The sequence below is a fragment of the Lysinibacillus antri genome (genome assembly GCF_003977595.1).
GTDB lineage: Bacteria > Bacillota > Bacilli > Bacillales_A > Planococcaceae > Ureibacillus > Ureibacillus antri.
This window is the reverse complement of the sequence record NZ_RYYR01000020.1, coordinates 31,052-57,600: the sequence shown is the minus strand read 5'-3', so window position 1 is coordinate 57,600 and position 26,549 is coordinate 31,052. Positions and strand designations below refer to the sequence as shown.

The window sequence follows — 26,549 nt, the reverse complement described above, 5'->3', positions numbered from 1 at the left end:
ATTGGTTTTAGTTTGATACGTTCGTCTTTACAGTTTTTAAATAGTTCGCAATTTGATCAACAGTTGCCTTTGTTTCATCCGCAAAAATAACCATATTGCTAAAGAAGCCGTGTATACTTCCTTCGATGATTGTATGCTTTACCTCGACACCAGCTTGCTCTAATTTCTCTTGATATTGCACACCCTCGCTAAACAGTACGTCATTTTCAGCAGCCACAATAATCGCAGGCGGTAAAGCGTTTACATTTTCATATAAAAGTGGTGATACTAAAGGATCATTAAACTCTTCCTCATTATTTACATAGTACTCACCAAACCAAATCATTAAATCTCGATCAAGTCCGTACCCATCAGCAAATTTCTCGTAAGAAGGAGAGGTAAAATCTAAGTTCGTCACAGGATAAATTAACGCTTGCGCAGTAATCGTAGGACCATTATTGTCATTGCTTAAAATCGCCATGACTGTAGCTAAATTTCCACCAGCTGAATCGCCACCGACAACGATATCTTCCGCAATTGCATTTAATTGTGAAGCATTGTCACGTGCCCAACAAAGTGCATTATAACTATCCTCAACTGGTACTGGGAATTTAAATTCAGGTGCTAAACGGTAATCAACGGATACAACAACTCGACCAGTCTTTTCAGCTAATAATCGGCAACCCGCATCGGATGTCTCCAGGTTTCCAAGAACCCAGCCGCCACCATGGTAATAAACAAATAACGGGAACGGTCCTTGTCCTGATGGCGTGTAAATACGAGCTGTAATTTCCCCACCGTCTACTGGAATTTGTCGGTCTTCCACTTTTGCTACTGGTGGGACTTCAACATTTTCCGGAACAGGAGCTAAACTCATCATTTGACGCGCCTCTTCTGCTGTTAAGTCTTGAATTTTTTTCGGACCACTATAAAACGCCTCTAAATATACTTTTGCATTGTTTGTTAATCCCATTTTGTTGACACCCTTTCTCCTTGTAATTTGCACTTTTCTTTGTCCAGTTCCAGGCGTTAGCTCCTCGGCAACTTCAAAATCAACTGCAAGAACAAAAAGCGTCCTTTTGTTGATTTCTCCATTTGCTTTCGGAGCTAGGCGAACGCCTTTCACTTTTCTATGCATAATCATCGTAACAAAGTTATTAAACTGTAAATATTCCTCCTTTTAGCTATTTTCCATATCTCAAAAGTATAAAAATTATTGCTAGAATAACTACTTTTTCGATAATGAATAGCATAATAAATAGTAAGGAATATTCCATTATGAATAACAGCTTAAATAAAACAATAGAGTTTACTAAATTTAAGCTAGTAGAACGTGGAGAAAGTAAGAGAAATTAACATGTTTATAAGGGAGTGACGTAATGAGGCTAACATCGTGGATTTTAGAGGAAAAATTGAAAAGTGCAGTAAACTTACAAACACAAGAAGAAAAGATATGTCATCTGCTTCGCTCCTTAAGCGAGTCAACAGAATGTGAGAAGTTAACATTCTATCGCTTTAGTCCTGTTGGTTATGTAGGCGAAAGTGTTGCCGAAATTGAATATGGACAACTCCAATCGTCCACTCAAATTCGGGATGATATTCGCTCATTACCTGTAATAAGGAATGTTGTGGAAAATCGAAAGGCAACTTACTATAGCGGACAAGAAATTATCACTATGATCTCAAGTCGCTACCTTCGAAAGACACCCCTAAAAGGATTACTCGTTATCCCTATTTTTGTGAACAAAATGACCATTGCCTATATCTGTTGTGAGTTTATTCAAACCACTCCTGCTCTTACTGCCCATCAACTAGAGCAATTCACTTTATTCGGTGAAATTGCTGGTGATTTTCTTGTACAGCTACAAAGGTCTAGTCATCCAAAACTAAGTCCTCGAGAAAACGAAATTTTGAAAGCCCTTGCAAACGGATTATCTACAAAAGAATTAACGCATCTCCTTTCATTAAGTGAAGCAACGATTAAACAATATATCAAATCTGTCCTTATAAAACTTGGTGCAAAAAACCGTACCCATGCCGTCTCTATTTTTCTAGGTCAGCAAATTGAATAATTACTAGTTTTGTCCATTATAAAAGCTGTCACAAAAAGCACTATTGTCTTTTTGGACAGCCTTTCCATTTTTATAGTAGGGAATCTATTTTTAATTTAGTCGTTTCTTCATATACAAAGCAATGTTATCTTCTTCTTCCTGTTCAAGCCACACTTCATTCATAATGTTTAATATTAATTGCAAACCACGTCCACGGTTTCCGTAATTCAGTTGGTCACTTTTTTCAATTTTATACATCTTACCTTTTTGTTTGATACAGATTTCTAACTCCTTGTCTGAACATGCCCAATACATTTTGACGAGATCATCTTCTCCGTATTCTAGCGCATTTACTAGCGATTCTTCCGTTACTAAGCTAAGGAGGATTTGTTCATTCGGTAAACAACCTAATTTATTTGCAATTTCGCTTGTATGTTCCATCGCCTTTAATACATCATTTTCTGTTTTTATTTCCATCGAACATCTATTCATCGTATCCAACGCTCCTTTGAAGTATTCTCCCTATACTCGAGAGCCTTCTATGATTAGAAAGAATCTAAAGTTTCGCGACTACCATCGTCACATCATCTTGAAACGTCGATATGCTTAATTCCGTTAATTGATTTGCAATTGAATGATGCATCATTTCATCTAAATTCATTGAGCGATTTTTTACTAAAGCGTTTTTTAATAATCCCATGTTTCCCCTTAAACTTTTCCCTTCACTTTCAATCAGCCCATCTGTATACAGGACCATCCATGCATGTTGAGGGGTATATTGATGATCTCCTGTTTTAACCACAATATTTTTTAACATACCCAATGGAACGGTTCCCTCTTCCAATAGGTTTACGTCCCCGTCTGTTGATATAAGAAATACAGGAGGGTGGCCAGCTAAAGCATAGCGAATACGATGCTCATTCGTATCAACAACTACATAGGCACATGTTAAGTAGTAATTTTTAGTCTGGGAAGATTCCTTCTCACGAAATAACGAATAAACATGTTTATTTAACTCTTCTAAGACACGCTCAGGTTCGATAAATGTATTAATAATCCCTCGCAATAGTGAGCGCACACTCATACAAACAAGCGCTGATGCCACACCATGGCCCATTACATCAATCATAATGATGCCATAACGATGGGAATCAATTTGATACCAAGCATACATATCTCCACCTAACAATTCAGATGGTCGGTACATCCCTGCAATGTGAATCGACTCATTATGTATTGGTTGTGACAATGCGCTTTTTTGGACTTCTTTTGCTAATAATAAATCATCTTTTAATCGTTCTTCTGCTTTTCGTCGCTCTGTAATATCCGTTATGACTGCTGCATAATAAAGTGCTTGCCCCGACTCATTTTTTATTATTGTAATGGTTGTTTGTTGGAGAAACAGTTCGCCATTTCGTTTTTTATTCCAAATCTCGCCTTCCCATTTTCCATTTTGCTCAACGGATTGCCACATCGATTGATAAAATGTCGCGTCGTGTTTGCCGGATTGAAATGTTCGCGGCGTTTGTCCGATAATCTCTTCTCCATAATCTGTAATTCTAGAAAATGCAGGATTTATAAATTTGATCACGCCCGTAGTATCCGTAATAAATACCCCTTCTAACATATTTTGAAAGAGTTTATCTGCTACGAGGAGCCTTCCTGCGATGTTTCGATCTGATTCATTGGTAATTGAGGAAAAGAATTTATGTTCTAAGAAAAAATCTTCCAAATTTTTAGGCATGACCATTTACCATTAAAAATTCAATCGCTTCTTCTTCTGTATCAAACAATTTCATAAAACTAGAAAATTTTACGATGACAAAGATTTCTTTAATGGATTGTTGAATGGATGCTATAACTAACTCTTTATTATTTTGTCGCGCTTGGATCACACTTTCCGCAATAATTCCTAAACCCGCACTGTTAATATAACTAGTCTCTGCTAAATTTAACATTAGCTTATTGTCTTCTTGAGCTAAAAGATTGTTCACCTCTTGTCGGAATAACTCGATATTTTTTAATGTAATATTTTCTTTCCAATCAAGTACTTGTATCGCATCATTTACTTTTCTTAACATTATATGAACCCCCTTTATATATTTTTACGAAAAAATAGTGAAATCATTTAGCAAAACATAATGTTTTACTAAATGATTTTTGACTATTATTTAATTTTGAATTGGCCAGTTAATTGATTTAACCCTTCTGCCATTTCGGATAATACTTCTGCTGTTGCAGCTGTTTCTTGGAGACCCGCGCTTATTTCTTCTGTTACGGCTGCAATACTACTTACTGATTGTTGCACTTCTTCAGCTTGTGCTGTTTGTTGTTCATTTGCAGCAGCAATCTCTGTTACTTTTATAGAAGAGATATTCACTAGTTGTAAAATATCATTAAACGTACTATCCACTTTTTCTGCTTTTGCACTACCGTCTTCAACAGATTTCACAGAATTTCTCGTATTCTCTTGAATGATATTTACCAGTTCAGAAATTTCCTTTGTTGCCTTAGAGCTTCTTTCTGCTAATTTACGAACTTCATCTGCAACTACTGCAAAGCCTTTTCCTGCTTCCCCTGCTCTCGCTGCTTCAATCGCTGCATTTAATGCTAATAAATTAGTTTGTTCTGCAATATCATCAATTACTTCTACTATTTCACCAATTTGAACAGATTTATTCGATAATTCATAAATACTTTCACGAATTGCTGTCATTCCTTGGATCGCGTCATTAATTACGACTCCACCTTGTTTTGCCTCATTCATCGTATTTTCAGCTAGTCTTGCCGCTTCTTCTGCATTTCGTGCTACATCTTCTACTACCGTTGTCATTTCTGCCATCATTGTAGCTGAGGCACTTGCATCTTGTGCTTGTTGTTGACTACCAGAAGCAATTTCTTCAGCACTTGCTGAAATTTGTTGTGAGCTTGCAGACAATTCAGAAGCAGCGTTTACTACTTTTTCTATAGCAGATCGAGTAGATTCCATTAAATTGTTAAATGAAGTGACCATTTGTCCAATCTCATCTTTTGAATTGTGGGATGTAGATACAGTTAGATCGCCTTTTGCCGCTTCTTCCATTACGTCTACTACATTTTTCAATGGATTCACAATTGCTCTAGAAATAATTGTCGTTAATACTAGCGCTAGAACAATAGCTACTATTAAAACTGAAATCATAATAATTGTTGCAGTTCTTTTTTCATTATTCATTTGTACTAGCGTCTCTTCAGCACGATCTGATAAATAATCTGCCACTTCTTGTAGTGTCTTATTTAAAGTGTCAAGCGGTGTTACTAAATTAGCTTTGTAATAAGCATAGGCATCATCACTTGTACCTGTCTCCAAAATTTTATATAATTCTTGACGATTTGCACCAATGCGTTCAATCTCTTGGGCAATAATATCCAAGCGTTCCTCTTCAAATGGAGTGATTTCTGTTTCCTTATATAAAGCAAAATCATCTTTAATACTTTGCGCACGCGTACTAATATTACTAATAAATTCTCTTCTTTCGGCTTCATCTTTCGTTAAGATAATTTCCTTTACCAACGCTTCATTTGCACGGCTTTGCGCACGAATATCATTCAACCATTTAATAGGTAGTAATTGATTCTCATACATTTCTGTCGTTTGCGTTGACATTTTATTTATATTGATCATGCCAAAAATTCCTGTAATTAAAATAAAAATGATTGATAAAATATTAATAACCATTAGCTTATTAGATATTTTAATATTTTTTAACCAAGCCATTGTTAGTGCCCCCTGTTTATACAACTTGTTCTTGCTTTAACTTTAGTAACGTTTCCATATCAATAATTTGACTAACATTAATAAGCATCATTAAACGATCATCTAAATGGTAAATGCCTCGAATATATTCTCTTTCGACTTTACTTTCATAATTTGGTGCTTCTTTAATTTCGTTTTCGTCTATTTTTAATACTTGCGTGACTTTATCCACTAATAATCCAAGTAATTCATTATTGATTTCAACGACAATAAGACGAGACTTTCTTGTAATTGGCTGAATAGGCAATCCAAGGCGCTTGCGTAAGTCCATTACGGAAATAAGCTTCCCTCTAAAGTTACTCATGCCAACAATTGAATACGGTGAATTCAAAATTGGCGAAATCGATGGGACAGTGATGATATCCTTCACTTTCTCAATCTCTAACCCGTACTCTTCGTCACCTAAATAAAATGAAGTAATGCCAATTAAGTTTTCATTTTGTTTCATCGTAATTTGTTGATCGTATGGGATTGAATTTTTTACACCTTCTTCAAGGACGATCGAGGCCACATCTAAAATTAACGCTACTTTTCCATCCCCCATGATTGTAGCTCCTGCAATATATTTTGGTGATCCAATATACTTGCCTAGTGGTTTAATAACAATCTCTTGGTTTCCGAGTGTTTGATCCACGACAATTCCCATTCGCTTTTCAGCTAAGCCAACAATGACGACGAGTAAACGTTTACTATTTTTCACCTTATCTTCCGTTGCATTGAATCGATTGTGTAAGCGGATCAATGGCAGTACTTGTCCACGAACTATCCCAACTTCTTGATTTTGGATTGTTTTTATTTCATGATTGCCTAACCGAATAATCTCTTGAACATTTGCTAATGGAATCGCAAATTGTTTTTCTCCAAGTTTCACAAGTAGCGAACGAATGATAGCTAATGTCAGTGGTAGCTTAATTTTAAAGGTAGTTCCTTCGCCTTGTTTCGTTTCGATATCAATAAGCCCGTTTAGTTTTTCAATATGCGTTCGGACAATATCCATTCCAACACCACGACCCGAGATATCTGTTACTTTTGCAGCGGTGGAAACACCGGATTTAAAAATAAGGAATAAAATTTCTTTTTCAGACAGGCGCTCTGCTTCTGCTTCTGTAATTTGTTGTTTTTTAATCGCAGACTGTTTTAGCTTTTCTGTATTTATTCCGTTTCCATCATCGGAAATTGTAATCACAATATGATTTTCTTCATGGGCAGCTTTTAGAAGCACTGTTCCTTGTCTTGGTTTGCCCTTCTTTTCACGTTCCTCAGGCGTTTCAACTCCGTGGTCTAATGCATTTCGTAAAAGATGAATAATTGGATCGGCAATTTCATCAATTAAATTACGGTCTAATTCGGTCTCTTTTCCTTCTACGACAAAATTAACCTCTTTTTGTGCCGTTTGAGCAATGTCGCGAACCATTCTTGGAAAACGATTAAACAATTGTTCAATTGGTAACATTCTCGTTTTCATCATGCCTTCATGTAATTCACTAACAATTTGCCCTAGTTGATTATCAACTTCATGGAAATCCTCCATTAAAGACTCGCTCGAATATTTTTCTGTTAACCGCATCCCGACATCTTTTAAACGGGTTTGGCTGATGACTAATTCTCCTACAAGATTCAGTAAATATTCTAAACGCTCTACATCAACACGCACGGTTTGATTCACTTTTAACTTCGCATCTTTTTTAGGTGCATTTGCATTTACTTCAGCTGGTTTTTGCTCGACAATTTCGACCTTTTTCCCTTTGCAAAAACTATCTAAATTATCAGATGTAATGGCACTTAAGTGGATACTTTTAATATCTGAAATACTATTTAACGTGGCTAGTACTTCATGGTTTTTCGATTCGGTAACAATTATGTATACAACATTTCCATCAAACTTGTTTTCATCTTCAATGATTTCTGTTGATGGATAGGAAGCAATAATTTCCCCGATTTCTTTTAAGTTATTATTGATTAAAAACGCACGGACCGATTTCAACATGGCATTTGGTACTAGTCCGACATAAACTGCCGTAACATTCATACCAATTTCAAGTGCTTTTTCAACCATATCTTTTTGGTATTCGTCAAAAATCACTTCAGGAAATATGATTTCCTCGGATGAAGCTGTTTTTGTTTCTTCTTGTTTTGGGACTACTTGTGAGGTTAACCCACTATCTGCACCATTTTTACATGCTTCTAACTTTTCAATTAACTGTGTAACGTCAACTGAATCGACATTTCCGTTTAAAATGGCTTCTTTAAACAATTTAATCGTGTCAATTGAATCAAATATTAGATTAATAATTTGTGTATTAACCTTGATCTGATGGTTCCGAATTGCATCAAATACATTCTCTACTTTATGGGTTAGCTCCTTCATAGTAGTCATACCCATAGCAGCAGAAGAACCCTTTAACGTATGCGCAGCACGGAAGATTTTTTGAATTGTTTCAATATTTTCCCCATCGTTTTCTAAATTCAAAACTTCTTCATCTAGTATTTGTAGTTGTTCATCTACTTCATCTAGAAAGGCACCTAAATAGACGGACATATCCATTTCCATTACATTATCCCTCCTTCACTTCCTTGAGGATATAATACTTTTTGTAAATTCAAGATTCCGATTAACTGGTCGTTTACTTTTGCAAACCCTTTAAAACAATCTTTTTCGATCGTATTAAACATCTCTAAAGGCGGCTCTAACTGTTCTTCCTCAATGTGAGTGACCATCAATACTTCATCCACAATAAGCCCTATTCCTTCATCCTCGCTTCGTATAATAATAATACGAGACTTTTTGTTGAATGGGAGAATAGGTAGTTTATAACGCATCCGTAGCTGAATGACTGGGATGATACTACCGCGCAGATTAATAACTCCCGTAATATACTCTCTGTCATTTACAACTTCTGTAATAGGCTGTATCCCAATAATCTCAACAATTTCTTTTATTGAAAGCGCACAAAGTTGCTTATCTATCATAAATACGACATATTGACCGAAAAGTTGTTCATCATTTTCAAATAGCTCCATACTACCTACCCTCTAAAAATTTACTTTACTGCACTTTTATTACTCCACCATAAATAATACTAAAGTTTGATATTTAGAAATACTACGATTTTCTCTAGAAAAATGACACTTTTATGAAGATAAAATACTACTAAATAACTAGAAACAACTATTTGAATAATGATTTCATACTCAAATCCTTTCAAATTATTTACCAAAGCATTCCAATAGACCTTTAATTTTTTTACATAAACCTTTATATCCCTTTAGTCTTTAAAGAGAAAAAAAGGTAATGAACAGAAGTTTACTAACTCCTATCCATTACCTTTTTATTATTCTACAACTTCTTTTAATGGTGAATCGATCTTACCTTCTTTTTCACGAGATTCACGTACAACACTTAAATAGGAACGTTTATCTGGGACGATCCACAATGCAATAGCTGCAATTAGTCCTGGTATAGCAAATATGATAAAGTTCATTTCAATTGGCAACGTAATAGAGAGTAAAAAGCCTCCTAAAAGCGGCCCCATCATTCCACCCATTCGTCCAATTCCAGAAGCCATCCCTAATGCTGTAGATCGAATAGTTGGTGGATAGTATTGAGATACATAGGCTTGTACAATATTTTGCGCGCCAATTGTTGCTGCACCGGCAATAGCAACTAAGACATAGATATATAGCGTACTTCCACCCAAACCAAGTAAAGTTAATGCTACTGCGCCTGAAGCATACATTGGCACTAGCATTTTTTTCGAACCATATTTATCACATAATTTCGCAATAATAATTGTCCCAACGATTGCTCCACCTTGAAGTGTCACAAGGAACCCTAAACTTGAATTTAATCCGTAGCCTGCTTCAATCATTAACTTTGGTAACCATGTATTCAAGCCATAAACCATTAATAAACAGGAGAAAAAGGCAACCCAAAACATAACTGTACTTAAAGCTCGTTTTTCCTTAAATAAGCCAACAACAGGAACTTTTGATTCGTCCTCTTGTCCAAGGTCTAATTGTTCATTGCCTTGATATGTAAATGTTGGATCAACCTTTTGTAAGTTTTTAAATAGCTCTTCTTTCCTTCCCGTTCTAGCAAGGAAGACTGCAGATTCTGGCAATCTTTTATAAATGATTGGTAAAAATAATAGTGGAATACCCGCAAACCAGAAAATCGATTCCCACCCTAATGTTGGCATGATGACAATACCTAAAATCGGTGCTAACATTCCACCCACCGAATAACCACATAAAACAATAGACACTGCCATACTTCTCATTTTTTTCGGTGAATAATCCGTTAACAGGGCAATAATATTAGGCATAATGCCACCTAGACCTAGACCTGCTAAAACACGATAGATTGAAAAACTAGTAGGATTTGTCGCAAAGCCACATAGTAATGTAAAGAAGCTAAACAAAAATAATGAGATGACTGTTACTTTTTTTCGACCGATTCGATCGGCTAATATTCCAAAAAAGATAGCACCAAACATCATACCAAACAAACCGTAACTACCCATTGCCCCAGCTTGCACTGTATCTAATCCCCATTCTTTAATCAAAACAGGAACAGCCGTACCATATACCACTAAATCATATCCATCAAATAAGATAATAAAAAAGCACCATGCTAATAAACCAAAATGAAAGCGGTTAAATTTACTATTAGCAATAATGTCCGCTGCGTTAATTTTGCCCATGTTTTTCCCCCTCAAACTATTATTCTATTTCGTAAACGTTTTCAATTTACCCTTAATTATCATTATAGTTTACTTTGTTCACCATTTGGTATAAGTAATATAATATTCTGAATTTCTACAATTTTCAACACCTTTTTCATAAAAAAGTATAATAATTATCCAAAATATTAATATTTCAAAAGAATTTTGGTATTATTAATTTCCTCCTCTGAAAATAACAATTCACATTATTTCAAAATACTAATCTATCTCCATCATTTTTATCTTTCTCTATTAAATGTTTCTAATATTCACATCTTTTAGTAAAAACCGATTATAATGAGCTTACTATGTATAAAGGGATGACTTGAAAATGCCGCAACATGCTTACGTGAAACAAACCTTTAAAGAAATAATGGCTAAACTTGAGTTAGCAGATGCACAAACGATACAAATTCAATTGTTACGCATTTATGAGCTAGAAAAAATTGTGAATGAGTTAATCGCCAATACAACGATTAGTTACGAAAAAAATGAATATGAAAATACAAAAAAATTGCTGTATTCCAAACACGGGCAACTATATATACAATTAGCGCATCTCTATGAACAAGATCATAATTTCGAAGCAGCTGAACTTAGCTATTTAAACGCCATTTCCTATGAGGATAGTCCCCATTATTACTGGCAATTTATTTTATGTATTTTGGCAAAAAACAACCTATCTCCAGCAAGAGATGTCAAAGTGACAGTGGACTATTTTACAGTGCGAAATGTAAAACGAATTTTTGACGATATTAAGCGAATCGAAAAGCTCACTGCAAATCCAAAGCTTTCCACTTATTATTTAAATGAATTAAAGAAATTGAAAAAATGGACAACGGATTTACATAAAGAAATTTATACACGACCTTTATTAAAAGAAGCATTAATAAAACCTATACCAATCACAGAAGCGATGCCAATTGAAGATGCTATGGATCAACTTCATCAATTGACGGGATTAGAGGAAGTAAAAGAACGAATTAATCGCATTCACGACTGGATATTGTATAGTGAAATGCGAAAAACTCAAGGCTTAAAAACAGAACCAATGAACTTACATATGGTGTTTCATGGAAATCCTGGGACAGGGAAAACAACAGTTGCTCGCATTTTAGCATCTATTTATAAATCATTAGGGGTTTTAAAAAGTGGGCACTTAGTAGAGGTGGACCGTTCTGCGTTAGTGGCAGGTTACGTCGGACAAACTGCTGCCAAAACACGTGCTAAAATTGAAGCAGCATTGGATGGAGTTTTGTTTATTGATGAGGCCTACTCGCTCATTCGCGGTTCGGAAAATGATTATGGAATCGAAGCAATTGATACGCTTGTTAAATCGATGGAGGACTATCAACATCGTCTCGTCGTTATTTTAGCTGGTTACCCACAGGAAATGCACAAATTTTTAGAAAGTAACCCTGGTCTACAATCTCGCTTTAAGTATCATATCAACTTCCCTGATTATTCAAAAGACCAGTTGATGAATATCATGCAAACGATGCTGTTAGAACGCCAATATCGATTAGAACAAGAGGCAATTCCTCTCGTACAAAAGCTTTTGGATGATGCCATCGCTCGTCACCCAGAAAAACATGGGAATGGTCGACTTGTTCGGAACTTTGTAGAAGAATTGATTTTAACAAAAGCAAGCCACGCCGTCCGAAAACGAGATCTCGATGAAACCCCATTGGACTTACTCACGGTGGAAGTTGTCGAGGATATACAAGCGTTTTAATTATTCATAAAGCACCCTAAATCCTTTCACATAGGAATTAGGGTGCTTACTTATTATCTTGCTGCGTTTAAAATTTCAATGGCGCGATTGACCACTTCTTCACTCGGAGGTTCTGTATGTTCTAACGGATATTCCAAACCAAGGTTCTCCCACTTATAAACACCGAGTTTATGATAAGGAAGCACTTCTATCTTTTGTACGTTCTTTAATGTCCTTATGAAAGCTGCTAATCGTTCTAAATCTTCCGTACTATCTGTTAAACCAGGGACTAACACATGTCGTATCCAAACCGGGACTTGATGATTAGACAATATCCGAGCAAATTCTAATATATGTTGATTGGGCAAACCGGTTAGTTTTTTATGTTTTTCATTGTCGATCTGTTTTAAGTCCAATAAAATTAGATCTGTTACTTTGAAGAGCCGCTCTAATTTCTCCATGAAATGAGGGGTATTTGTAAAACAACCTGCTGATGAATCAATGGCCGTATGAATGCCTAATTCATTTTTACACTTTGTAAATAAATCAATCAAAAAATCAATTTGAAGTAATGGCTCACCACCACTGACCGTAACACCACCATTTGAGCTTTCCAAATAAGGCAAATAACTTCGAATATCTTCTATTAATTCATCGGTACTCATTTCCTTACCAGCTTTTGTGTTCCAAGTATCGGGATTGTGACAAAATTGACATCGTAATAAACACCCTTGCGTAAAAATGACATATCGAATCCCCGGGCCATCTACAGTCCCAAAGGATTCAATTGAATGAATTCTGCCGATCAAATAAATCACTCCCTATTTTGAAACATCCAAGTATAGGACGAGGCTTACATGCTTCCATGGAAAGTACGATTAATAACATCAATTTGTTGTTCTCTCGTTAACTTTATAAAATTCACGGCATATCCTGAAACTCGAATTGTTAACTGTGGATACTCTTCAGGATGTTCCATGGCATCAAGTAACGTTTCACGATTTAATACATTCACATTGAGATGGTGTCCAGTTTGTGTTGTATAGCCATCTAACATAGAGACTAAATTCGAAACTTGTGCCTCTAAATCTTTCCCTAAAGCTTTTGGCACAATAGAGAATGTGTTCGAAATACCATCCAATGCATAATCGTATGGAATTTTTGCTACTGTAGAAAGGGATGCCAAGGCTCCTTTCGTATCACGGCCGTGCATCGGGTTTGCCCCAGGTGCTAAAGGTTCACCCGCGCGACGACCATCTGGAGTATTCCCTGTTTTCTTCCCATACACAACATTGGACGTAATCGTTAAGATGGACATCGTATGAATGGAGTTACGATAAGTTTTATGTTTACGCAGTTTCGTCATAAATGATTTCACAAGATGTACGGCAATCGAATCCACTCGGTCATCATTATTGCCGTATTTTGGGAAATCCCCTTCTACTTCAAAATCCACTGCAATTCCATTTTCATCACGAATCGGTTTAACTTTTGCATATTTGATAGCACTTAACGAATCGGCTACTGCACTTAAACCCGCAATCCCTGTTGCCATCGTACGAATGATTTGAGTATCATGTAAGGCCATCTCAATGCTTTCATAAGAATATTTATCATGCATGTAATGAATAATGTTCAACGTATTAATGTACAATCCTGCTAACCAATCCATCGTATGCTCAAATCTTGCCATTACCTCGTCATAATCTAATATTTCAGAAGTAATCGGTGCGATAACAGGTCCTACTTGAATTTTATGTTGTTCATCCACATTTCCGTTGATTGCATATAACAGTGCTTTTGCAAGGTTCGCTCTTGCACCAAAAAACTGCATTTGTTTTCCTATTCTCATAGCGGATACACAACAAGCAATGCCATAGTCATCCCCATATTCTGGACGCATTATTTCATCATTTTCATATTGAATGGAGCTTGTTTCAATGGACATCTTAGCACAATATTTTTTAAAGTTTTCCGGAAGACGACTTGACCATAAAACCGTTAAGTTTGGCTCTGGTGACGGTCCTAAATTACTCAACGTATGCAAGAAACGAAATGAGCTTTTCGTCACAAGAGCTCTACCATCATTGCCCATCCCTGCAATTGCTTCGGTTACCCAAGTTGGATCACCACTATATAAATCGTTATACTCTGGCGTTCGCGCAAATTTCACTAAACGTAATTTCATTACAAAATGGTCGACAATTTCTTGAACCTCTTCTTCTGTCATAACGCCATTTTTGAGATCTCGTTCAATATAAATGTCTAGGAACGTAGATACCCTTCCTAAACTCATCGCTGCTCCATTTTGTTGCTTAATCGCCGCTAAATAAGCAAAGTATAGCCATTGAAAAGCTTCGATTGTGTTCGTTGCAGGCTGCGAAATATCAAAACCATAACTTTGCGCCATTTCTTTTAGTTCTTTTAACGCACGATATTGCTCACTCATTTCCTCGCGAAGTTGAATAATATCGTCCGTCATGATATTAGAAGTATTTTGGAAGTCTTTTTGTTTCTCCTTCATAAGGAAATCCACACCGTATAACGCAACACGTCGGTAATCCCCAATAATTCGCCCACGTCCGTATGCATCCGGTAGACCCGTAATGATCCCTACATGTCGTGCACTTCGCATTTCCGCTGTATACGCATCAAATACCCCTTGATTGTGGGTTTTTCGATAGGCCGTGAAAATGTGTTGAACCTCGTCTTCTACTTCAAACCCATACGATTTAGCAGCATCCATCGCCATTCGAATACCACCAAAGGGTTGAAGGGAACGTTTAAAAGGTTGGTCCGTTTGAAAACCGACAACCTTTTCCATGTCTTTATTTAAATAACCAGGACCATGGGATGTAATGGTGGAAACAATCTTTGTATCCATGTCTAACACTCCGCCATTTTCCCGCTCTTTTTTAGATAGTTCTAAAATCTGTTGCCAAAGGGTAGTTGTCGCCTCTGTTGGGCCAACTAAAAATTGATCATCCCCTGTATAGGGCGTATAATTTTTTTGAATAAAGTCACGAACATTTACTTCTTCCGTCCATCTTCCCTTTTTAAAACCATCCCATGCAATAACCATAAAAAAACCTCCTCATAAAACAACTTTGAAAAATTTCATGATGGTTTTTAATTTCGTGTATGAAAAAGCCAAGACACCAAATTCTAAATTATATTCTCTAAATAACAAACCATGAAATTATAACAACAGTTAACTGTGTTATGGCTTTAATATGTGGATATATCTTATATATATAAGGTGGATTTTTTAGGCATATAGTGGATGCTTATTGAATCGTGGTCATGATTGTGAGGTTAAATCGTAGTAAATTATGGATATTTAAACGATGTGAGATAAGAAAAAAGGAACCCCGTGAAGGATTCCTCTTGTTAATAAAAATTAAAGTTTTACGATGTTAGCAGCTTGTGGTCCACGTTGACCGTTTTCAACTGTGAATTCTACTTTTTGACCTTCGTCTAAAGATTTGAATCCGTCACCTTGGATAGCTGAGAAGTGAGCGAATACGTCAGATCCACCTTCAACTTCGATGAAACCGAAACCTTTTTCTGCGTTAAACCATTTTACTGTACCTTGTTGTGTCATTTGAATGACCTCCATTAATTTTATTAATATATAAGCTTTTTCGAAAAAAAAATTCACATATTACAAAAAGTACCGAACAAACACGATTACTCTTTGTAATAGGTGAATTCACATGGTTTCCTATAAAGGACTTTATTAACTTAAATATATACCTTAAATACATATTTGTCAAATGCATAGTTTGCATTGTATTGTTACTCAAGTATTATTGCCACGATAGTACTTTTATATTCCTTTGAAGCAATAAATTTATTATAGCATCCTTATCTTTGAAAGAAAAGTAAAACACTTTGGAGTTTTTGGTATATAATTCAAATCACATTAACTTATTTTAGAAAATAGAGAGCTCTATAAATTTGAAGAGACCACTGAAAAACTAACTATTCTATAAATAGAAAGATTTTTTCAATGACCTCTTTGCATACATTACCTTAGTAATAATGAAATGTTGTGCTTATTTTGCTTCAAGGAAATACGTTTCTATGTCATCTAACATTAAGTTAGCCGCTACTACTCCTCCAGCTGTGTTCCAAATAGAATCACTTACTTTGTGAATATTTCCCTCTTTTACAGCGTTTAAGTTTTTAAATAATGGATCGTTAATCCACTCTTCTTCTAGTTTTGTTGCTTCACCATCGCCTGTTTCATATGAGAAGTAAAAAATAATATCTCCATCCATTGCAGGAACACGTTCTTTTGTTGCATTTTTTTCTGCAAAATCATTGACATTTTGTGATTCAGGACGTGCAAAACCTAGTTGTTCAAGTATAACACCAGAGAATGAATCCTTATGATAAATGCGAACATCTCCAGCCATAAAACGTACTATTGAAACTTCTTTTTGTAATTGGTCGCCTAATTTACTTTGTATGTCTTTAACACGAGTATCAAAATCTTCAATTACCGTTTTACCCTCTGCTTCTTTATTAACTGCTTTAGAGTAAAGTTCAAAGTTTTTCTTCCAGTCTCCTCTTAAATCTTCTGCGAATACAGTTGGAGCAATCGTATTGAGTTGCTCATAAATTTTTTCATGACGCATTTTATTTCCAATTATTAGATCTGGTTCTAATGATGCGATTGTTTCTAAACTTGGTTCTCCTTCTGTGCCAACACTTGTAACGCCTTCCATTTCATTACGAATATGGTCATACCAAGGATCACCAATCCAAGACTCAACAGCTCCAACAGGTTTAATACCTAAAGCAAGTAAAGCCTCTGTCCCCTCATTAGTTAAAATAACAATTTTTTCAGGTGTTTTCTCAATAGTAGTTGTACCCATTGCGTGCTCAATTGAATATTCTTCAGTATTTGTTGTTGATTCATCACTAGTCTTACTATTTTCTTTAGATGTTTCTCCATTATTTCCGCACCCACTTAATACGAAAACAAACAGTAAAACTGTGAGTAATATAAATTTACTTTGTTTGAAATATGTACTCATATTTACAACCCTTCCTTTTGATAATGATTTTCATTTACATTTAGAATCATATTGGATAAAATAATAAGTGTCAACACTTAATTGAAAACGATTATCAGCTTCAATTGTATTGCCGGATTTTAGTCTTACATTGTTCATAGGGAGAAAAAGAGATATGCAATTTCAAAATAAAAATAGAAAAATAGTAGGTTTGGCTATAGGAGGTCTTGTACTTCTCATCTTTAATATTCTAAGTCTCGTTCTAGGTTATACCGATTTAACTTTCCATACCGTGATCGATGCTTTTATTCATTTCAACGGATCAAATGAACACATTATTATACAAGATGTTCGACTGCCAAGAGCATTAATTGCAACTGCTGTTGGAGCAAGTCTTGGTATTGCTGGTGCTTTATTGCAAGCTTTAACAAAAAATCCACTCGCTTCACCTGACATCCTTGGATTTAATGCAGGAGCAAGTTTATTTATCGTGATAGCACTCATGTTATTTTCTGTTTCTTCTTTACAGACCATAACTTGGATTGCTTTCTTAGGAGCAACGGTTGCAGGTCTCTTAGTCTATTTCTTAGGCTCAATCGGACGAGATGGGATGACACCTATAAAAATGACTCTAGCAGGCGTTGCCATTGCAGCCCTCTTTGCCTCATTAACGCAAGGATTATTAGTTATGGATGAGTCTGCCCTAGATCAAGTGTTGTTTTGGATGTCCGGTTCTGTTCAAGGTAGAGAACTAGAAGTATTAATTGCTGTATTACCTTATCTGGTTACCGGTATTATCATTGCGTTATTAATAGCTAAAAAAATCAACATTTTAACGATGGGTGAAGATGTTGCAAAGGGATTAGGACAACGAACATCTTCTGTAAAATTAATTGCCGGAATTTCAATTGTTTTACTTGCAGGTGGATCGGTAGCCATTGCCGGTCCAATAGGCTTTATAGGAATTGTTGTACCCCATTTGGTCAAATCAATTATAGGAAATGATTATAGATGGATAATACCTTACTGTGCAATTTTTGGAGGGGTATTTCTCTTAATTGCAGATATTGGCGCTCGCTATGTGTTAATGCCTCAAGAAGTACCTGTTGGGATTATGACAGCACTAGTGGGGGCACCATTCTTTATTCATATTGCACGAAAAGGAGGGAAAAATTAAGATGGGAAACTATACAATAATAAGAGCTTTTCATGATAAAATCTCGTTTTTAATTCATCGTAAAGCTTTTAGATATAATGTCTATTTCTTCTTATTTCTTGTAGTTTTATTCGTTCTAAGTGCCGGAATGGGAGAGCAAATCTTTTCACCATGGAAAGTCATACATATATTATCTGGAAATAGTAATAACTTTGAATTAATGATTGTTCAATCCTTTCGAATGCCACGAATCATTATATCCATTTTAGTTGGGATTAGCCTTGCAATAGCAGGAGCCATTTTACAAGCGATTTTACGAAATCCTATCGCCTCTCCTGATGTAACAGGAATTACTGGGGGGGCATCTGTAGCAGTTGTTTTATTTTTAGCGCTATTTAGTGATGAAAATAATGCTTTAACGGTGAGTATTCATTGGTTGCCGCTTGCTGCATTTATTGGTGCCACAATTGTAGCTATATTGCTCTATATACTTTCATGGAAAAATGGTTTATCCCCTTTTCGCTTAGTACTAGTAGGGATTGGATTATGGGCTTTAACGAAAGCATTAACAAATTTATTTATGATTTTGGGGCCAATTTATCGCGCTAGTCAAGCAAATATTTGGTTAACTGGTTCTGTTTATGGAGCTAATTGGAGTAATGTTCAAATTTTAACGCCAATTACAGTTGTTCTAATACTAGTAGCATTGATCATGACCAGACACTTAAATATTTTAGAACTTGGGGAAGATGTCGCGTTAGGTGTTGGAACAAAAGTTGAAAAGAAGCGATTATTATTACTTTTACTAACTACTGCTTTAATCGGAAGTGCAGTCGCTTTTGCTGGTGGAATTGGCTTTATCGGTTTAATGGCGCCACATATTGCACGCAAATTAGTAGGATCTTCTTTCGGTAATCTTTTACCATTGTCAGCGATTATTGGAGCCATTTTAGTTTTAGTAGCAGATACAATTGGTCGAACATTCTTTTTACCTATCGAAGTTCCAGCAGGGGTATTTACTGCCGCAATAGGAGCACCTTACTTTATCTATCTTTTATTTAGACAACGAAATGCTTAAAAGGAGAAACACATTCATGCATATATTAGAGACTCAAAATTTAACCTTAAACTACGGAGATCAAATTATATTAGATCAATTAAATTTAACCATTCCAAATGGAAAAATTACAGTTTTGATTGGTAGTAACGGGTGTGGAAAATCGACACTGCTTCGTTCAATGGCACGCTTACTTAAACCCCATAGCGGATCTATTTTACTTGACGGTGAGTTGATGATGAAGTTGCCTACAAAAGAAGTAGCTAAAAGATTAGCCATTTTACCTCAAGGACCAGTATCTCCAGAAGGTTTGACGGTACTTCAATTAGTAAAACAAGGACGTTACCCATATCAAAAATGGTTCCAGCAATGGTCTGCAAAAGATGAAGAAATCGTACAATCCGCGTTACAGGCGACAGGCATGATGGAGTTTTCTGAGCGTTTAGTTGACTCTTTATCTGGAGGACAAAGACAACGAGCTTGGATTGCCATGACGTTAGCACAGGATACAAATACAATTTTATTAGATGAGCCGACTACTTATCTGGATTTAACACACCAAATTGAAGTTTTAGACCTTTTATTTGAATTGAATGCAAAAGAAAAACGTACAATTGTCATGGTACTCCATGATTTAAATTTAGCATGCCGATATGCACATCATCTCATCGCAGTGAAGGATAAAGCAATCTACTCACAAGGTAAACCAGAGAAAGTCGTTAATCGTGAATTAGTGAAAAACGTATTTAATTTAGAATGTGAAGTCGTTGAAGATCCAATTTTCGGCACCCCTATGTGTGTTCCTTATGGGAAAGGTAGATATATAACTGAGGTGAGTAATCATGCTAAATACGTTCACTCCTAAAGAAATGGCAATGTTGCAGGATAATTATCGATTTACTACAAAAGTAAATATTTCTAATTTATCTGCTCAAGTATCACATTTGCTTAACGAAGATCAACTTTATTTATATTTAAGCAGCGTGAAAGAACAAACAAAGGCAGCTAACTTGAGTGTAGCCGCCTCTCTCTTCGTTAAAAGGTATAGCTTTGCCGTACTAATAGCGTTGTATTCAATGAGTGTTCTTAGTAAAAGAATCAATTTTTCAATCAACAATGTATCGATTCAAACCCTAAAAGAATCTGATCTATTATGGTTACCATCTATACATTTTCGCGATATAACTTTATACCCTGCTCTCCAAGAAGACAGAAATAATTGGAGAAATGACATAGTAAACAACATATTCGCCAATCATATAGACATTTTGTTTAATCAATTAAATACTATATCCAAGCTCCCGAAAAGAACTATGTGGGAAAATCTATATACTTATATTGTGTGGATGTATAAAAACCTTTTACAGGATAGGAATCATTTAGACAACCACTACTTGATTAAAGAGGATTTTAATATGATTACGTATGGAAGTGAAGGTTACTTATTTGGTACGTACGAACAAAATCCATTTCTAGAATTTAGAGATTCTCAAGATTGTTCAGATATATTAGAAGGAAATTCTCAAAAACGAAAAACATGTTGTTTATCCTATCTAACTAAAAGTAAAGGTGATTTTTGCAAAAACTGTCCAATTAGCGTAAAAAAATCTAAAATTAATAAATATCCTAGACTATCTTCTACAACTGTATGAAGTATAGTCTTTTATTTTAAATTCCTTTTTGAATTATTTGGAGTATAATTCAAATTATATTAACGGATTTTGGAAAAGAAAAGCCCTGTACATTTAAACAAGGCTTCTTTAAAATTTGTGCAAAAAGGATTCATTAGTTTCTCATGACTATATAATTTAAAAAACACTTAATTGATAATGCTCTGATAAACTCTGTAGAAAATGCATACCAGCTACACTATTCCCCACATCATCGATCATTGGGCTAAATACGCCAATCCCCATTCGCCCTTTCAAGCGTTCGATTTGACCGTTTTGTATCGTACATAAAACTCCACCTGATACGCCACTTTTCATGGGAAATCCCACTGTTGCCGCATATTTTCCAGAGGCATTGTACAAACCACACGTCATCATTAATGCCTTCGAAACATGTGCTGTTTTTCGTGATATTAATGGTTTATTATTACTAGCTTTTCGTCCATCACTAGCTAAAAATAACCCGAATTTCGCCAAATCCTCTGTTGAAAATTCGATTGCGCACAACTGGAGATACGTTTCCACGGCCTCTTCAACAGTTCCGTTTAAATAATTGTTAGCTTTTAAATAATTAGCAATGGCTCGATTTCGATAGGCTGTTTCAAATTCTGATTGATATACTTCCTGATTTATAAAGTGTTTGCGTCCTGTAATTTGTGATAAAAAATCCGTAACCGATTGAACACGCATGTCTACACTATTCCCAGGTAGTAATGAAGCAACAGTAATTGCTCCAGCGTTAATCATTGGATTAAATGGTTTTCCTCTTTCCGCTACCTCTAAACGAACAATTGAATTAAACGGATCACCTGTAGGTTCAACGTCCACCTTTTCAAGTACTTTGTGAAGCCCTAAATATTCTGCTGCAACCATGAAGCTCATTACTTTTGAAATGCTTTGTAGTGTAAACAAAAAATTATAATCGCCAAATTTTAATACTTCACCCTGTTCATCTATAATGTAAGCAGCAAATTGATCTTTTGGTTGGTTAGCTAACGCTGGAATATAGGAAGCTAAATGTCCCTCCTGCGAAACAGCTCTTGCTTCTTCAATAATGGATTGAATCATCCTATTCACCTCGATGTATCTTTTAATAATGTGTAGCTAGACCTATAATTTATAAAAGGAGATGTCCCTTATTGGAACATCTCCTACCTCACGCTATTCTGTTGGAATTAATGAGATATACTGCTCACCATTTAAACGTGTATTTAGTTCCAGTTTTGCTTCTTCAATAACTTCTGGATTGTTCATACAGTGAATTGCAGTTTTTGCCATAATCTCCGCTGCATAGAGCATTCCTTTATGGGCAATCGACGTATTTCCAACTGCAACAACTTGCCACGTATGAAGGGGTGTTCCTAAAACTAAGCCAGCTGTAAAACATTGTACAGTTGGTGTAACCCAACTTACATCGCCAACATCCGTTGAGCCATATAGCATCATTTCAGGCGACATTGGTAACACAAGGTTACTTAATCGCTTGTCCCCTAATATATTTTTTTGCTCTAGTGACAAATTGACATAAGCAGATGCTTTACTTTCCTCATCTAACGTTTCAAAAATCTTTTCAGCAAATTCAAGCTCCTGCTCATTAAATTGAAGCGGTTTTGTGGCTTCAAGTTGTGCTTGCATTACATTTGCCAGCGTACTATTTGGAATTAAATCAGATGCCGTTCCTTCAAAAGACTCTTCAACTGTTGTCTCTGTCATTAATGCGGCACCTTGCGCAATCTTTTGAATCCGCTTATATATATCAAGTACTTCTTTCTTCTTAGGTGCACGTATTAAATACATTACTTCTGCATATGGCTGAACAACATTTGGCGAGGTACCACCCGTATGTAAAACCGCATAATGAACACGAGCCTCTTGAATAATATGTTCACGTAAATAATTCACGCCCACATTCATTAACTCTACCGCATCTAATGCACTACGCCCTAGATGCGGTGATGCAGCGGCATGTGCACTTTTTCCAGTAAACTTAAATACAGCTGAATAATTTGCTAAAGTTCTCATATTCATCGTCGTATTCATATAATTTGGGTGCCACGAAATCGCCAAATCTACATCATCAAAAACACCATGCTTCGTCATATGCGCTTTTCCTGAACCATTTTCCTCAGCTGGACAACCATAAAAACGAATTGTAAAAGGAGCATTTGTTTCTTCTACATAAGCCTTTGCTGCTACTGCTGCCGCAAAAGCACCTACACCAAGAAGATTATGTCCACACCCATGTCCACTTCCACCTTCTTCAATCGGGGAGAATTCTGTCTTCCCACCCTCTTGACTTAAAAATGGTAGAGCATCATACTCTCCTAAAAACGCAATTACTGTAGGACTATTCCCGAAGCTACCCATAATCGCCGTTTCTAAATTTGCTACATTTTTCTCTACATGAAATCCTTGTTCTAAAAGCGCTTCTTCCATAAGAGATACCGCATATTTTTCTTCAAAATGCAGTTCAGGATTTTCCCAAATCTTATCACTCATAGAAGTAAATAAATGTTTCTTTTCATCTATAAGTGCAGATACATTAAATTCTTTGTTAGATAAACTCATGCTGTACCTCCTACATCTTGTTTCTTCTCTACAATGGATAAAATACTAATGACGCAAACAATTGAAATAATCACAAGCATCCAAACAGCAGCATTATAAGATCCATCAAATGCATCAACCATCAATCCAATTAATGTTGGTGTTACAAAGCCTGCTAGCTGACCACCAGTATTTGCCATACCCATTGCTGTACCTGCATATTCTGAAGGTATTTTCTTTAATACAAATGAAGGAAGTAACAAAATTACGAAAGTCATTAAAAACATCACGATACATTGATAAGTAATAAATAATGTGATTGAGGTAGCGTTAAACATAAGTAATAAAAATACCGCTAATAACAGTGCGAAAAAAGCACCAATGATTTTAGAAATTTTCAAATCAACTCTATCAATTACGTAACCACTAATAAGCATGGCCAAAATCATAATAATTCCTGGAATCATTTGTAATCCACCGATAGACATTAAATCGAGATTACGAACATCCGATAGATATGTCGGTATCCAAGAGTTTAAACCCCAGTTAACTGCGTAAATTGTAAAATAAGCAACTACAAGGCTCCACATAAGTGGCATTTTAAACAGTTTCCCTAAAATTTGTTTTACCTTTGGAGCATCATTAGAAACATGCTTTTCTTCTTTCACACCATTATCTTTCGGTATAACCTTCCAATATAAAAGAACAATGATCACTCCAATAATCCCTGCAATAATAAAAATTGCACGCCAACCAATTGTCACTAATAAAACAGCAGAAATAATTGGCACTAACATCGACATAATCCCACCAGATGAAAGCATAATGGACATGACCTTACTACGTTCATTTTCTGGATAATATGTTGAAATTATTTTGGATGCAGAAGGTTGAAATCCACCTTCTCCAATACCAAATAAGAAACGAATAACAAGTAATATACTTAAAGTCCATGCAACCGCAGTTAGTCCAGTAAAAATAGACCATACAATTACCGCAATTAATAATACGCGTTTAGCACCAAATCGGTCTGCCAATATTCCACCCGGTAATTGCATTAATGCATATCCAAGGAAAAACGAACTTAATACTAAACCGGTCTCCGTAGCAGACAAAGATAAATCTTTTCCGATATATACAACCGCATAATTCATTAAATAACGATCAAGATTTCCTACTGCCCAACCTAAAAACAGTAACACAACTAAAACTTTTCTCATTTTTTTCTCTAAAATTACCCCCGTCATAAAACATCTCCCCTTTTAGCGAAATTTTCGTTAATTATTCATAAATTATATTTCTATTTTTTTTGAATTACAAGAAATTTTTTTAATGTAGTTTGAATTATCTGTACTTCTATGGATAAGTTATCCATAGCAATTCATTTTTAATTACCCTAATCCAACTAAAAAAGCTTGCAGAAAAAGTCAAATTTGACTCTTTCCACAAGCTAAAATAGATACATATTCATTTACTAGTTACTTAGTTTATATAACTTCGTAGAACGACCTCGAGTATTGCGATTTTCAATACCACATTGCTCTACAAGACCCACAGATGACAACTCTGATAGTATACGTTGTGCATTCCGATCTGACATTTCCATCTCCTTCGCTAATGTTTTAGCACTGAAACTTTCTAATTTTAATTCGTTTATTTTTGCCTCTATTTTACTAAACATTTTAGGGCTAACCGAGGTGTTTTCTAACTTTTTCACAACCTCCATATTTTCAATTCTACTAGTATAGGTAATTTTTTCTGAATTTTGATGATGTTCTGTAATTGTTCCATCTTCTCCCATGATAATGATACCTTTAATATCTTTTTCCATTGCTTCAAGTAGTGCTCTGCTCGCAAAGTTTTCTGCATAGTAAACAGTCGTTGCATGTCCAATTCCCACTAGTGCAGGTTGATTGGTTTCAACTTCTAAACGATTAATCATTTCATAAATTGTATTAATATTCCGTTCTACGATACCACGGGAACTAAAGACGATAAATCGTCCATTACCTTCATCAATAAAATAACCATCTATATTTTCACAAATTTGCAAGACAATTTTCTTTAAATTTAACTGTAAAAAGTGAATCTTATATCCTTGTGCATAGTCATTTTTAATGGATTCAAAGTTTCTCACCTGTATAATTAGAGCGGTCGTTTGGGTTTCTTTATAATAAAAGGTACGAATCCTTTCACTAAACAGCTTTAATGTATGGAAAATCTCCTGCTCCATCGGGCCAATCCAATATACAGGAATGCCCTTTTCTTTTAACTTTTGTTCAATTGCCGGATAGGTCGTAATGACACAATCAATTTTCCCCTTCTCCCAAAGTTCTAGGTGGTGGCTAATAATTTCCTCAAGTGGCGTTTCAGGATTGAAACGTTTCATATACAAATTATCCAAAAGAACTTTTAACTGTTCTATTCGCAATTGATAATCTTGTTCCAAATTATCTAATGTATCGACGCTTACATTTTTAGCAAATTTACCAATTTGATAATTCAGTTCTAATATGCCTCTATAGAAGGAATTAATAGTTATATTAATAAACTGCATCCGTTCAGTTGAAAAATGCTTTGATTGTTGGGCAATCGTGTAGGGAATATTCCCTGAAAACAACCAAAAATCCACTTCTTCATGGCATTTTTCTATAATATCAATTGTTTCGTTGGCAGTGTTATAAGGGTATCCAATAAAAGTAAAGTCGTTCTCAATTTGATGAACATAATGGATTATTCTTTCAACAGAACGCTTTGGACCGACAATTCCAACTTTAAACATTATTGCTTCACCTTCTTCTATTCACTCTTCCTATTGTCTCACAAGATCT

22 protein-coding genes are annotated in these 26,549 nt (G+C 35.5%); 6 read left to right on the top strand and 16 right to left on the bottom strand.

The window, feature by feature from the left end:
* Positions 1-7: 7 nt before the first annotated feature.
* On the bottom strand, positions 8-1,123 hold the full coding sequence (locus EK386_RS14020) for an alpha/beta hydrolase (protein WP_246027676.1): 1,116 nt from the start codon (positions 1,121-1,123) through the stop codon (positions 8-10).
* Between the two features lie 235 nt (positions 1,124-1,358).
* Between EK386_RS14020 and EK386_RS14015 the strand changes: the two genes are divergently transcribed.
* Entirely contained in the window at positions 1,359-2,051 is a 693-nt protein-coding gene (locus tag EK386_RS14015) for a response regulator transcription factor (RefSeq protein ID WP_126659807.1), read from the top strand.
* A 90-nt stretch (positions 2,052-2,141) separates the two neighbouring features.
* On the opposite strand, the gene EK386_RS14010 is transcribed toward EK386_RS14015, so the two are convergent.
* The 7 genes from EK386_RS14010 to EK386_RS13980 form a co-directional block, all read right to left on the bottom strand.
* Positions 2,142-2,522 (bottom strand): ATP-binding protein, encoded by a 381-nt coding sequence (locus EK386_RS14010; RefSeq protein WP_126659806.1) that lies wholly within the window; start codon positions 2,520-2,522, stop codon positions 2,142-2,144.
* Between the two features lie 64 nt (positions 2,523-2,586).
* Positions 2,587-3,774, bottom strand: coding sequence for a SpoIIE family protein phosphatase (locus EK386_RS14005; RefSeq protein WP_158674432.1), 1,188 nt, complete (start codon positions 3,772-3,774; stop codon positions 2,587-2,589).
* Positions 3,767-4,111 carry an STAS domain-containing protein gene (locus EK386_RS14000; protein ID WP_126659804.1) on the bottom strand — a complete coding sequence of 115 codons (345 nt, stop codon included), beginning with the start codon at positions 4,109-4,111 and terminating at the stop codon, positions 3,767-3,769. The genes EK386_RS14005 and EK386_RS14000 overlap by 8 nt, the downstream gene beginning before the upstream one ends.
* Positions 4,112-4,197: 86 nt before the next feature.
* The gene (locus tag EK386_RS13995; protein WP_126659803.1) at positions 4,198-5,787 is read right to left on the bottom strand and encodes a methyl-accepting chemotaxis protein; all 1,590 of its coding nucleotides are present in this window, start codon (positions 5,785-5,787) and stop codon (positions 4,198-4,200) included.
* A gap of 16 nt (positions 5,788-5,803) precedes the next feature.
* On the bottom strand, positions 5,804-8,377 hold the full coding sequence (locus EK386_RS13990; RefSeq protein ID WP_126659802.1) for a chemotaxis protein CheW: 2,574 nt from the start codon (positions 8,375-8,377) through the stop codon (positions 5,804-5,806).
* Positions 8,377-8,847: a chemotaxis protein CheW gene (locus EK386_RS13985; protein ID WP_126659801.1), complete on the bottom strand. Its 471-nt coding sequence runs from the start codon at positions 8,845-8,847 to the stop codon at positions 8,377-8,379. Before EK386_RS13985 ends, EK386_RS13990 begins: the two co-directional genes overlap by 1 nt.
* Positions 8,848-9,158: 311 nt before the next feature.
* On the bottom strand, positions 9,159-10,529 hold the full coding sequence (locus EK386_RS13980; protein WP_126659800.1) for an MFS transporter: 1,371 nt from the start codon (positions 10,527-10,529) through the stop codon (positions 9,159-9,161).
* Between the two features lie 352 nt (positions 10,530-10,881).
* Here EK386_RS13980 and EK386_RS13975 point away from each other — a divergent pair, with 352 nt between their 5' ends.
* Complete coding sequence (locus EK386_RS13975) at positions 10,882-12,285, top strand: AAA family ATPase (protein WP_126659799.1); 1,404 nt, start codon at positions 10,882-10,884, stop codon at positions 12,283-12,285.
* 53 nt (positions 12,286-12,338) lie between these two features.
* Here the strand turns inward: EK386_RS13975 and pflA are convergent, their stop codons facing one another.
* The 4 genes from pflA to EK386_RS13955 form a co-directional block, all read right to left on the bottom strand.
* The gene (gene pflA / locus EK386_RS13970; protein ID WP_126659798.1) at positions 12,339-13,073 is read right to left on the bottom strand and encodes a pyruvate formate-lyase-activating protein; all 735 of its coding nucleotides are present in this window, start codon (positions 13,071-13,073) and stop codon (positions 12,339-12,341) included.
* A gap of 44 nt (positions 13,074-13,117) precedes the next feature.
* Complete coding sequence (pflB, locus tag EK386_RS13965) at positions 13,118-15,346, bottom strand: formate C-acetyltransferase (protein WP_126659797.1); 2,229 nt, start codon at positions 15,344-15,346, stop codon at positions 13,118-13,120.
* Between the two features lie 318 nt (positions 15,347-15,664).
* Positions 15,665-15,868: a cold-shock protein gene (locus tag EK386_RS13960; RefSeq protein WP_126659796.1), complete on the bottom strand. Its 204-nt coding sequence runs from the start codon at positions 15,866-15,868 to the stop codon at positions 15,665-15,667.
* Between the two features lie 454 nt (positions 15,869-16,322).
* Positions 16,323-17,309 carry an ABC transporter substrate-binding protein gene (locus EK386_RS13955; protein WP_126659795.1) on the bottom strand — a complete coding sequence of 329 codons (987 nt, stop codon included), beginning with the start codon at positions 17,307-17,309 and terminating at the stop codon, positions 16,323-16,325.
* A gap of 154 nt (positions 17,310-17,463) precedes the next feature.
* Here EK386_RS13955 and EK386_RS13950 point away from each other — a divergent pair, with 154 nt between their 5' ends.
* The 4 genes from EK386_RS13950 to EK386_RS13935 are packed head-to-tail and all read left to right on the top strand — an operon-like array spanning position 17,464 to position 21,153.
* Complete coding sequence (locus tag EK386_RS13950) at positions 17,464-18,465, top strand: FecCD family ABC transporter permease (RefSeq protein WP_126659794.1); 1,002 nt, start codon at positions 17,464-17,466, stop codon at positions 18,463-18,465.
* A 1-nt stretch (position 18,466) separates the two neighbouring features.
* Entirely contained in the window at positions 18,467-19,522 is a 1,056-nt protein-coding gene (locus EK386_RS13945) for a FecCD family ABC transporter permease (protein WP_126659793.1), read from the top strand.
* 16 nt (positions 19,523-19,538) lie between these two features.
* The gene (locus EK386_RS13940; protein WP_126659792.1) at positions 19,539-20,366 is read left to right on the top strand and encodes an ABC transporter ATP-binding protein; all 828 of its coding nucleotides are present in this window, start codon (positions 19,539-19,541) and stop codon (positions 20,364-20,366) included.
* On the top strand, positions 20,344-21,153 hold the full coding sequence (locus tag EK386_RS13935) for a (2Fe-2S)-binding protein (RefSeq protein ID WP_126659791.1): 810 nt from the start codon (positions 20,344-20,346) through the stop codon (positions 21,151-21,153). The genes EK386_RS13940 and EK386_RS13935 overlap by 23 nt, the downstream gene beginning before the upstream one ends.
* Before the next feature lie 156 nt (positions 21,154-21,309).
* Here EK386_RS13935 and glsA read toward each other — a convergent pair whose 3' ends face one another.
* The 4 genes from glsA to EK386_RS13915 form a co-directional block, all read right to left on the bottom strand.
* Positions 21,310-22,239, bottom strand: a complete 930-nt coding sequence (gene glsA, locus EK386_RS13930) for a glutaminase A (RefSeq protein ID WP_246027675.1) — start codon at positions 22,237-22,239, stop codon at positions 21,310-21,312.
* Between the two features lie 93 nt (positions 22,240-22,332).
* Positions 22,333-23,739, bottom strand: coding sequence for a M20 family metallopeptidase (locus tag EK386_RS13925; protein WP_126659789.1), 1,407 nt, complete (start codon positions 23,737-23,739; stop codon positions 22,333-22,335).
* Positions 23,736-24,965, bottom strand: a complete 1,230-nt coding sequence (locus EK386_RS13920; protein ID WP_126659788.1) for an MFS transporter — start codon at positions 24,963-24,965, stop codon at positions 23,736-23,738. The genes EK386_RS13925 and EK386_RS13920 overlap by 4 nt, the downstream gene beginning before the upstream one ends.
* Before the next feature lie 227 nt (positions 24,966-25,192).
* Positions 25,193-26,500: a hypothetical protein gene (locus tag EK386_RS13915; RefSeq protein ID WP_126659787.1), complete on the bottom strand. Its 1,308-nt coding sequence runs from the start codon at positions 26,498-26,500 to the stop codon at positions 25,193-25,195.
* Positions 26,501-26,549: the final 49 nt, after the last annotated feature.

What these genes read in the sequence shown, in the direction of transcription:
- EK386_RS14020 (WP_246027676.1), bottom strand. Translation starts at nt 1,123, where the DNA reads ATGATTATGCATAGAAAAGTGAAAGGCGTTCGCCTAGCTCCGAAAGCA.
- EK386_RS14015 (WP_126659807.1), top strand. Translation starts at nt 1,359, where the DNA reads ATGAGGCTAACATCGTGGATTTTAGAGGAAAAATTGAAAAGTGCAGTA.
- EK386_RS14010 (WP_126659806.1), bottom strand. Translation starts at nt 2,522, where the DNA reads ATGAATAGATGTTCGATGGAAATAAAAACAGAAAATGATGTATTAAAG.
- EK386_RS14005 (WP_158674432.1), bottom strand. Translation starts at nt 3,774, where the DNA reads ATGCCTAAAAATTTGGAAGATTTTTTCTTAGAACATAAATTCTTTTCC.
- EK386_RS14000 (WP_126659804.1), bottom strand. Translation starts at nt 4,111, where the DNA reads ATGTTAAGAAAAGTAAATGATGCGATACAAGTACTTGATTGGAAAGAA.
- EK386_RS13995 (WP_126659803.1), bottom strand. Translation starts at nt 5,787, where the DNA reads ATGGCTTGGTTAAAAAATATTAAAATATCTAATAAGCTAATGGTTATT.
- EK386_RS13990 (WP_126659802.1), bottom strand. Translation starts at nt 8,377, where the DNA reads ATGGAAATGGATATGTCCGTCTATTTAGGTGCCTTTCTAGATGAAGTA.
- EK386_RS13985 (WP_126659801.1), bottom strand. Translation starts at nt 8,847, where the DNA reads ATGGAGCTATTTGAAAATGATGAACAACTTTTCGGTCAATATGTCGTA.
- EK386_RS13980 (WP_126659800.1), bottom strand. Translation starts at nt 10,529, where the DNA reads ATGGGCAAAATTAACGCAGCGGACATTATTGCTAATAGTAAATTTAAC.
- EK386_RS13975 (WP_126659799.1), top strand. Translation starts at nt 10,882, where the DNA reads ATGCCGCAACATGCTTACGTGAAACAAACCTTTAAAGAAATAATGGCT.
- pflB (WP_126659797.1), bottom strand. Translation starts at nt 15,346, where the DNA reads ATGGTTATTGCATGGGATGGTTTTAAAAAGGGAAGATGGACGGAAGAA.
- EK386_RS13960 (WP_126659796.1), bottom strand. Translation starts at nt 15,868, where the DNA reads ATGACACAACAAGGTACAGTAAAATGGTTTAACGCAGAAAAAGGTTTC.
- EK386_RS13955 (WP_126659795.1), bottom strand. Translation starts at nt 17,309, where the DNA reads ATGAGTACATATTTCAAACAAAGTAAATTTATATTACTCACAGTTTTA.
- EK386_RS13950 (WP_126659794.1), top strand. Translation starts at nt 17,464, where the DNA reads ATGCAATTTCAAAATAAAAATAGAAAAATAGTAGGTTTGGCTATAGGA.
- EK386_RS13945 (WP_126659793.1), top strand. Translation starts at nt 18,467, where the DNA reads ATGGGAAACTATACAATAATAAGAGCTTTTCATGATAAAATCTCGTTT.
- EK386_RS13940 (WP_126659792.1), top strand. Translation starts at nt 19,539, where the DNA reads ATGCATATATTAGAGACTCAAAATTTAACCTTAAACTACGGAGATCAA.
- EK386_RS13935 (WP_126659791.1), top strand. Translation starts at nt 20,344, where the DNA reads ATGCTAAATACGTTCACTCCTAAAGAAATGGCAATGTTGCAGGATAAT.
- glsA (WP_246027675.1), bottom strand. Translation starts at nt 22,239, where the DNA reads ATGATTCAATCCATTATTGAAGAAGCAAGAGCTGTTTCGCAGGAGGGA.
- EK386_RS13925 (WP_126659789.1), bottom strand. Translation starts at nt 23,739, where the DNA reads ATGAGTTTATCTAACAAAGAATTTAATGTATCTGCACTTATAGATGAA.
- EK386_RS13920 (WP_126659788.1), bottom strand. Translation starts at nt 24,965, where the DNA reads ATGACGGGGGTAATTTTAGAGAAAAAAATGAGAAAAGTTTTAGTTGTG.
- EK386_RS13915 (WP_126659787.1), bottom strand. Translation starts at nt 26,500, where the DNA reads ATGTTTAAAGTTGGAATTGTCGGTCCAAAGCGTTCTGTTGAAAGAATA.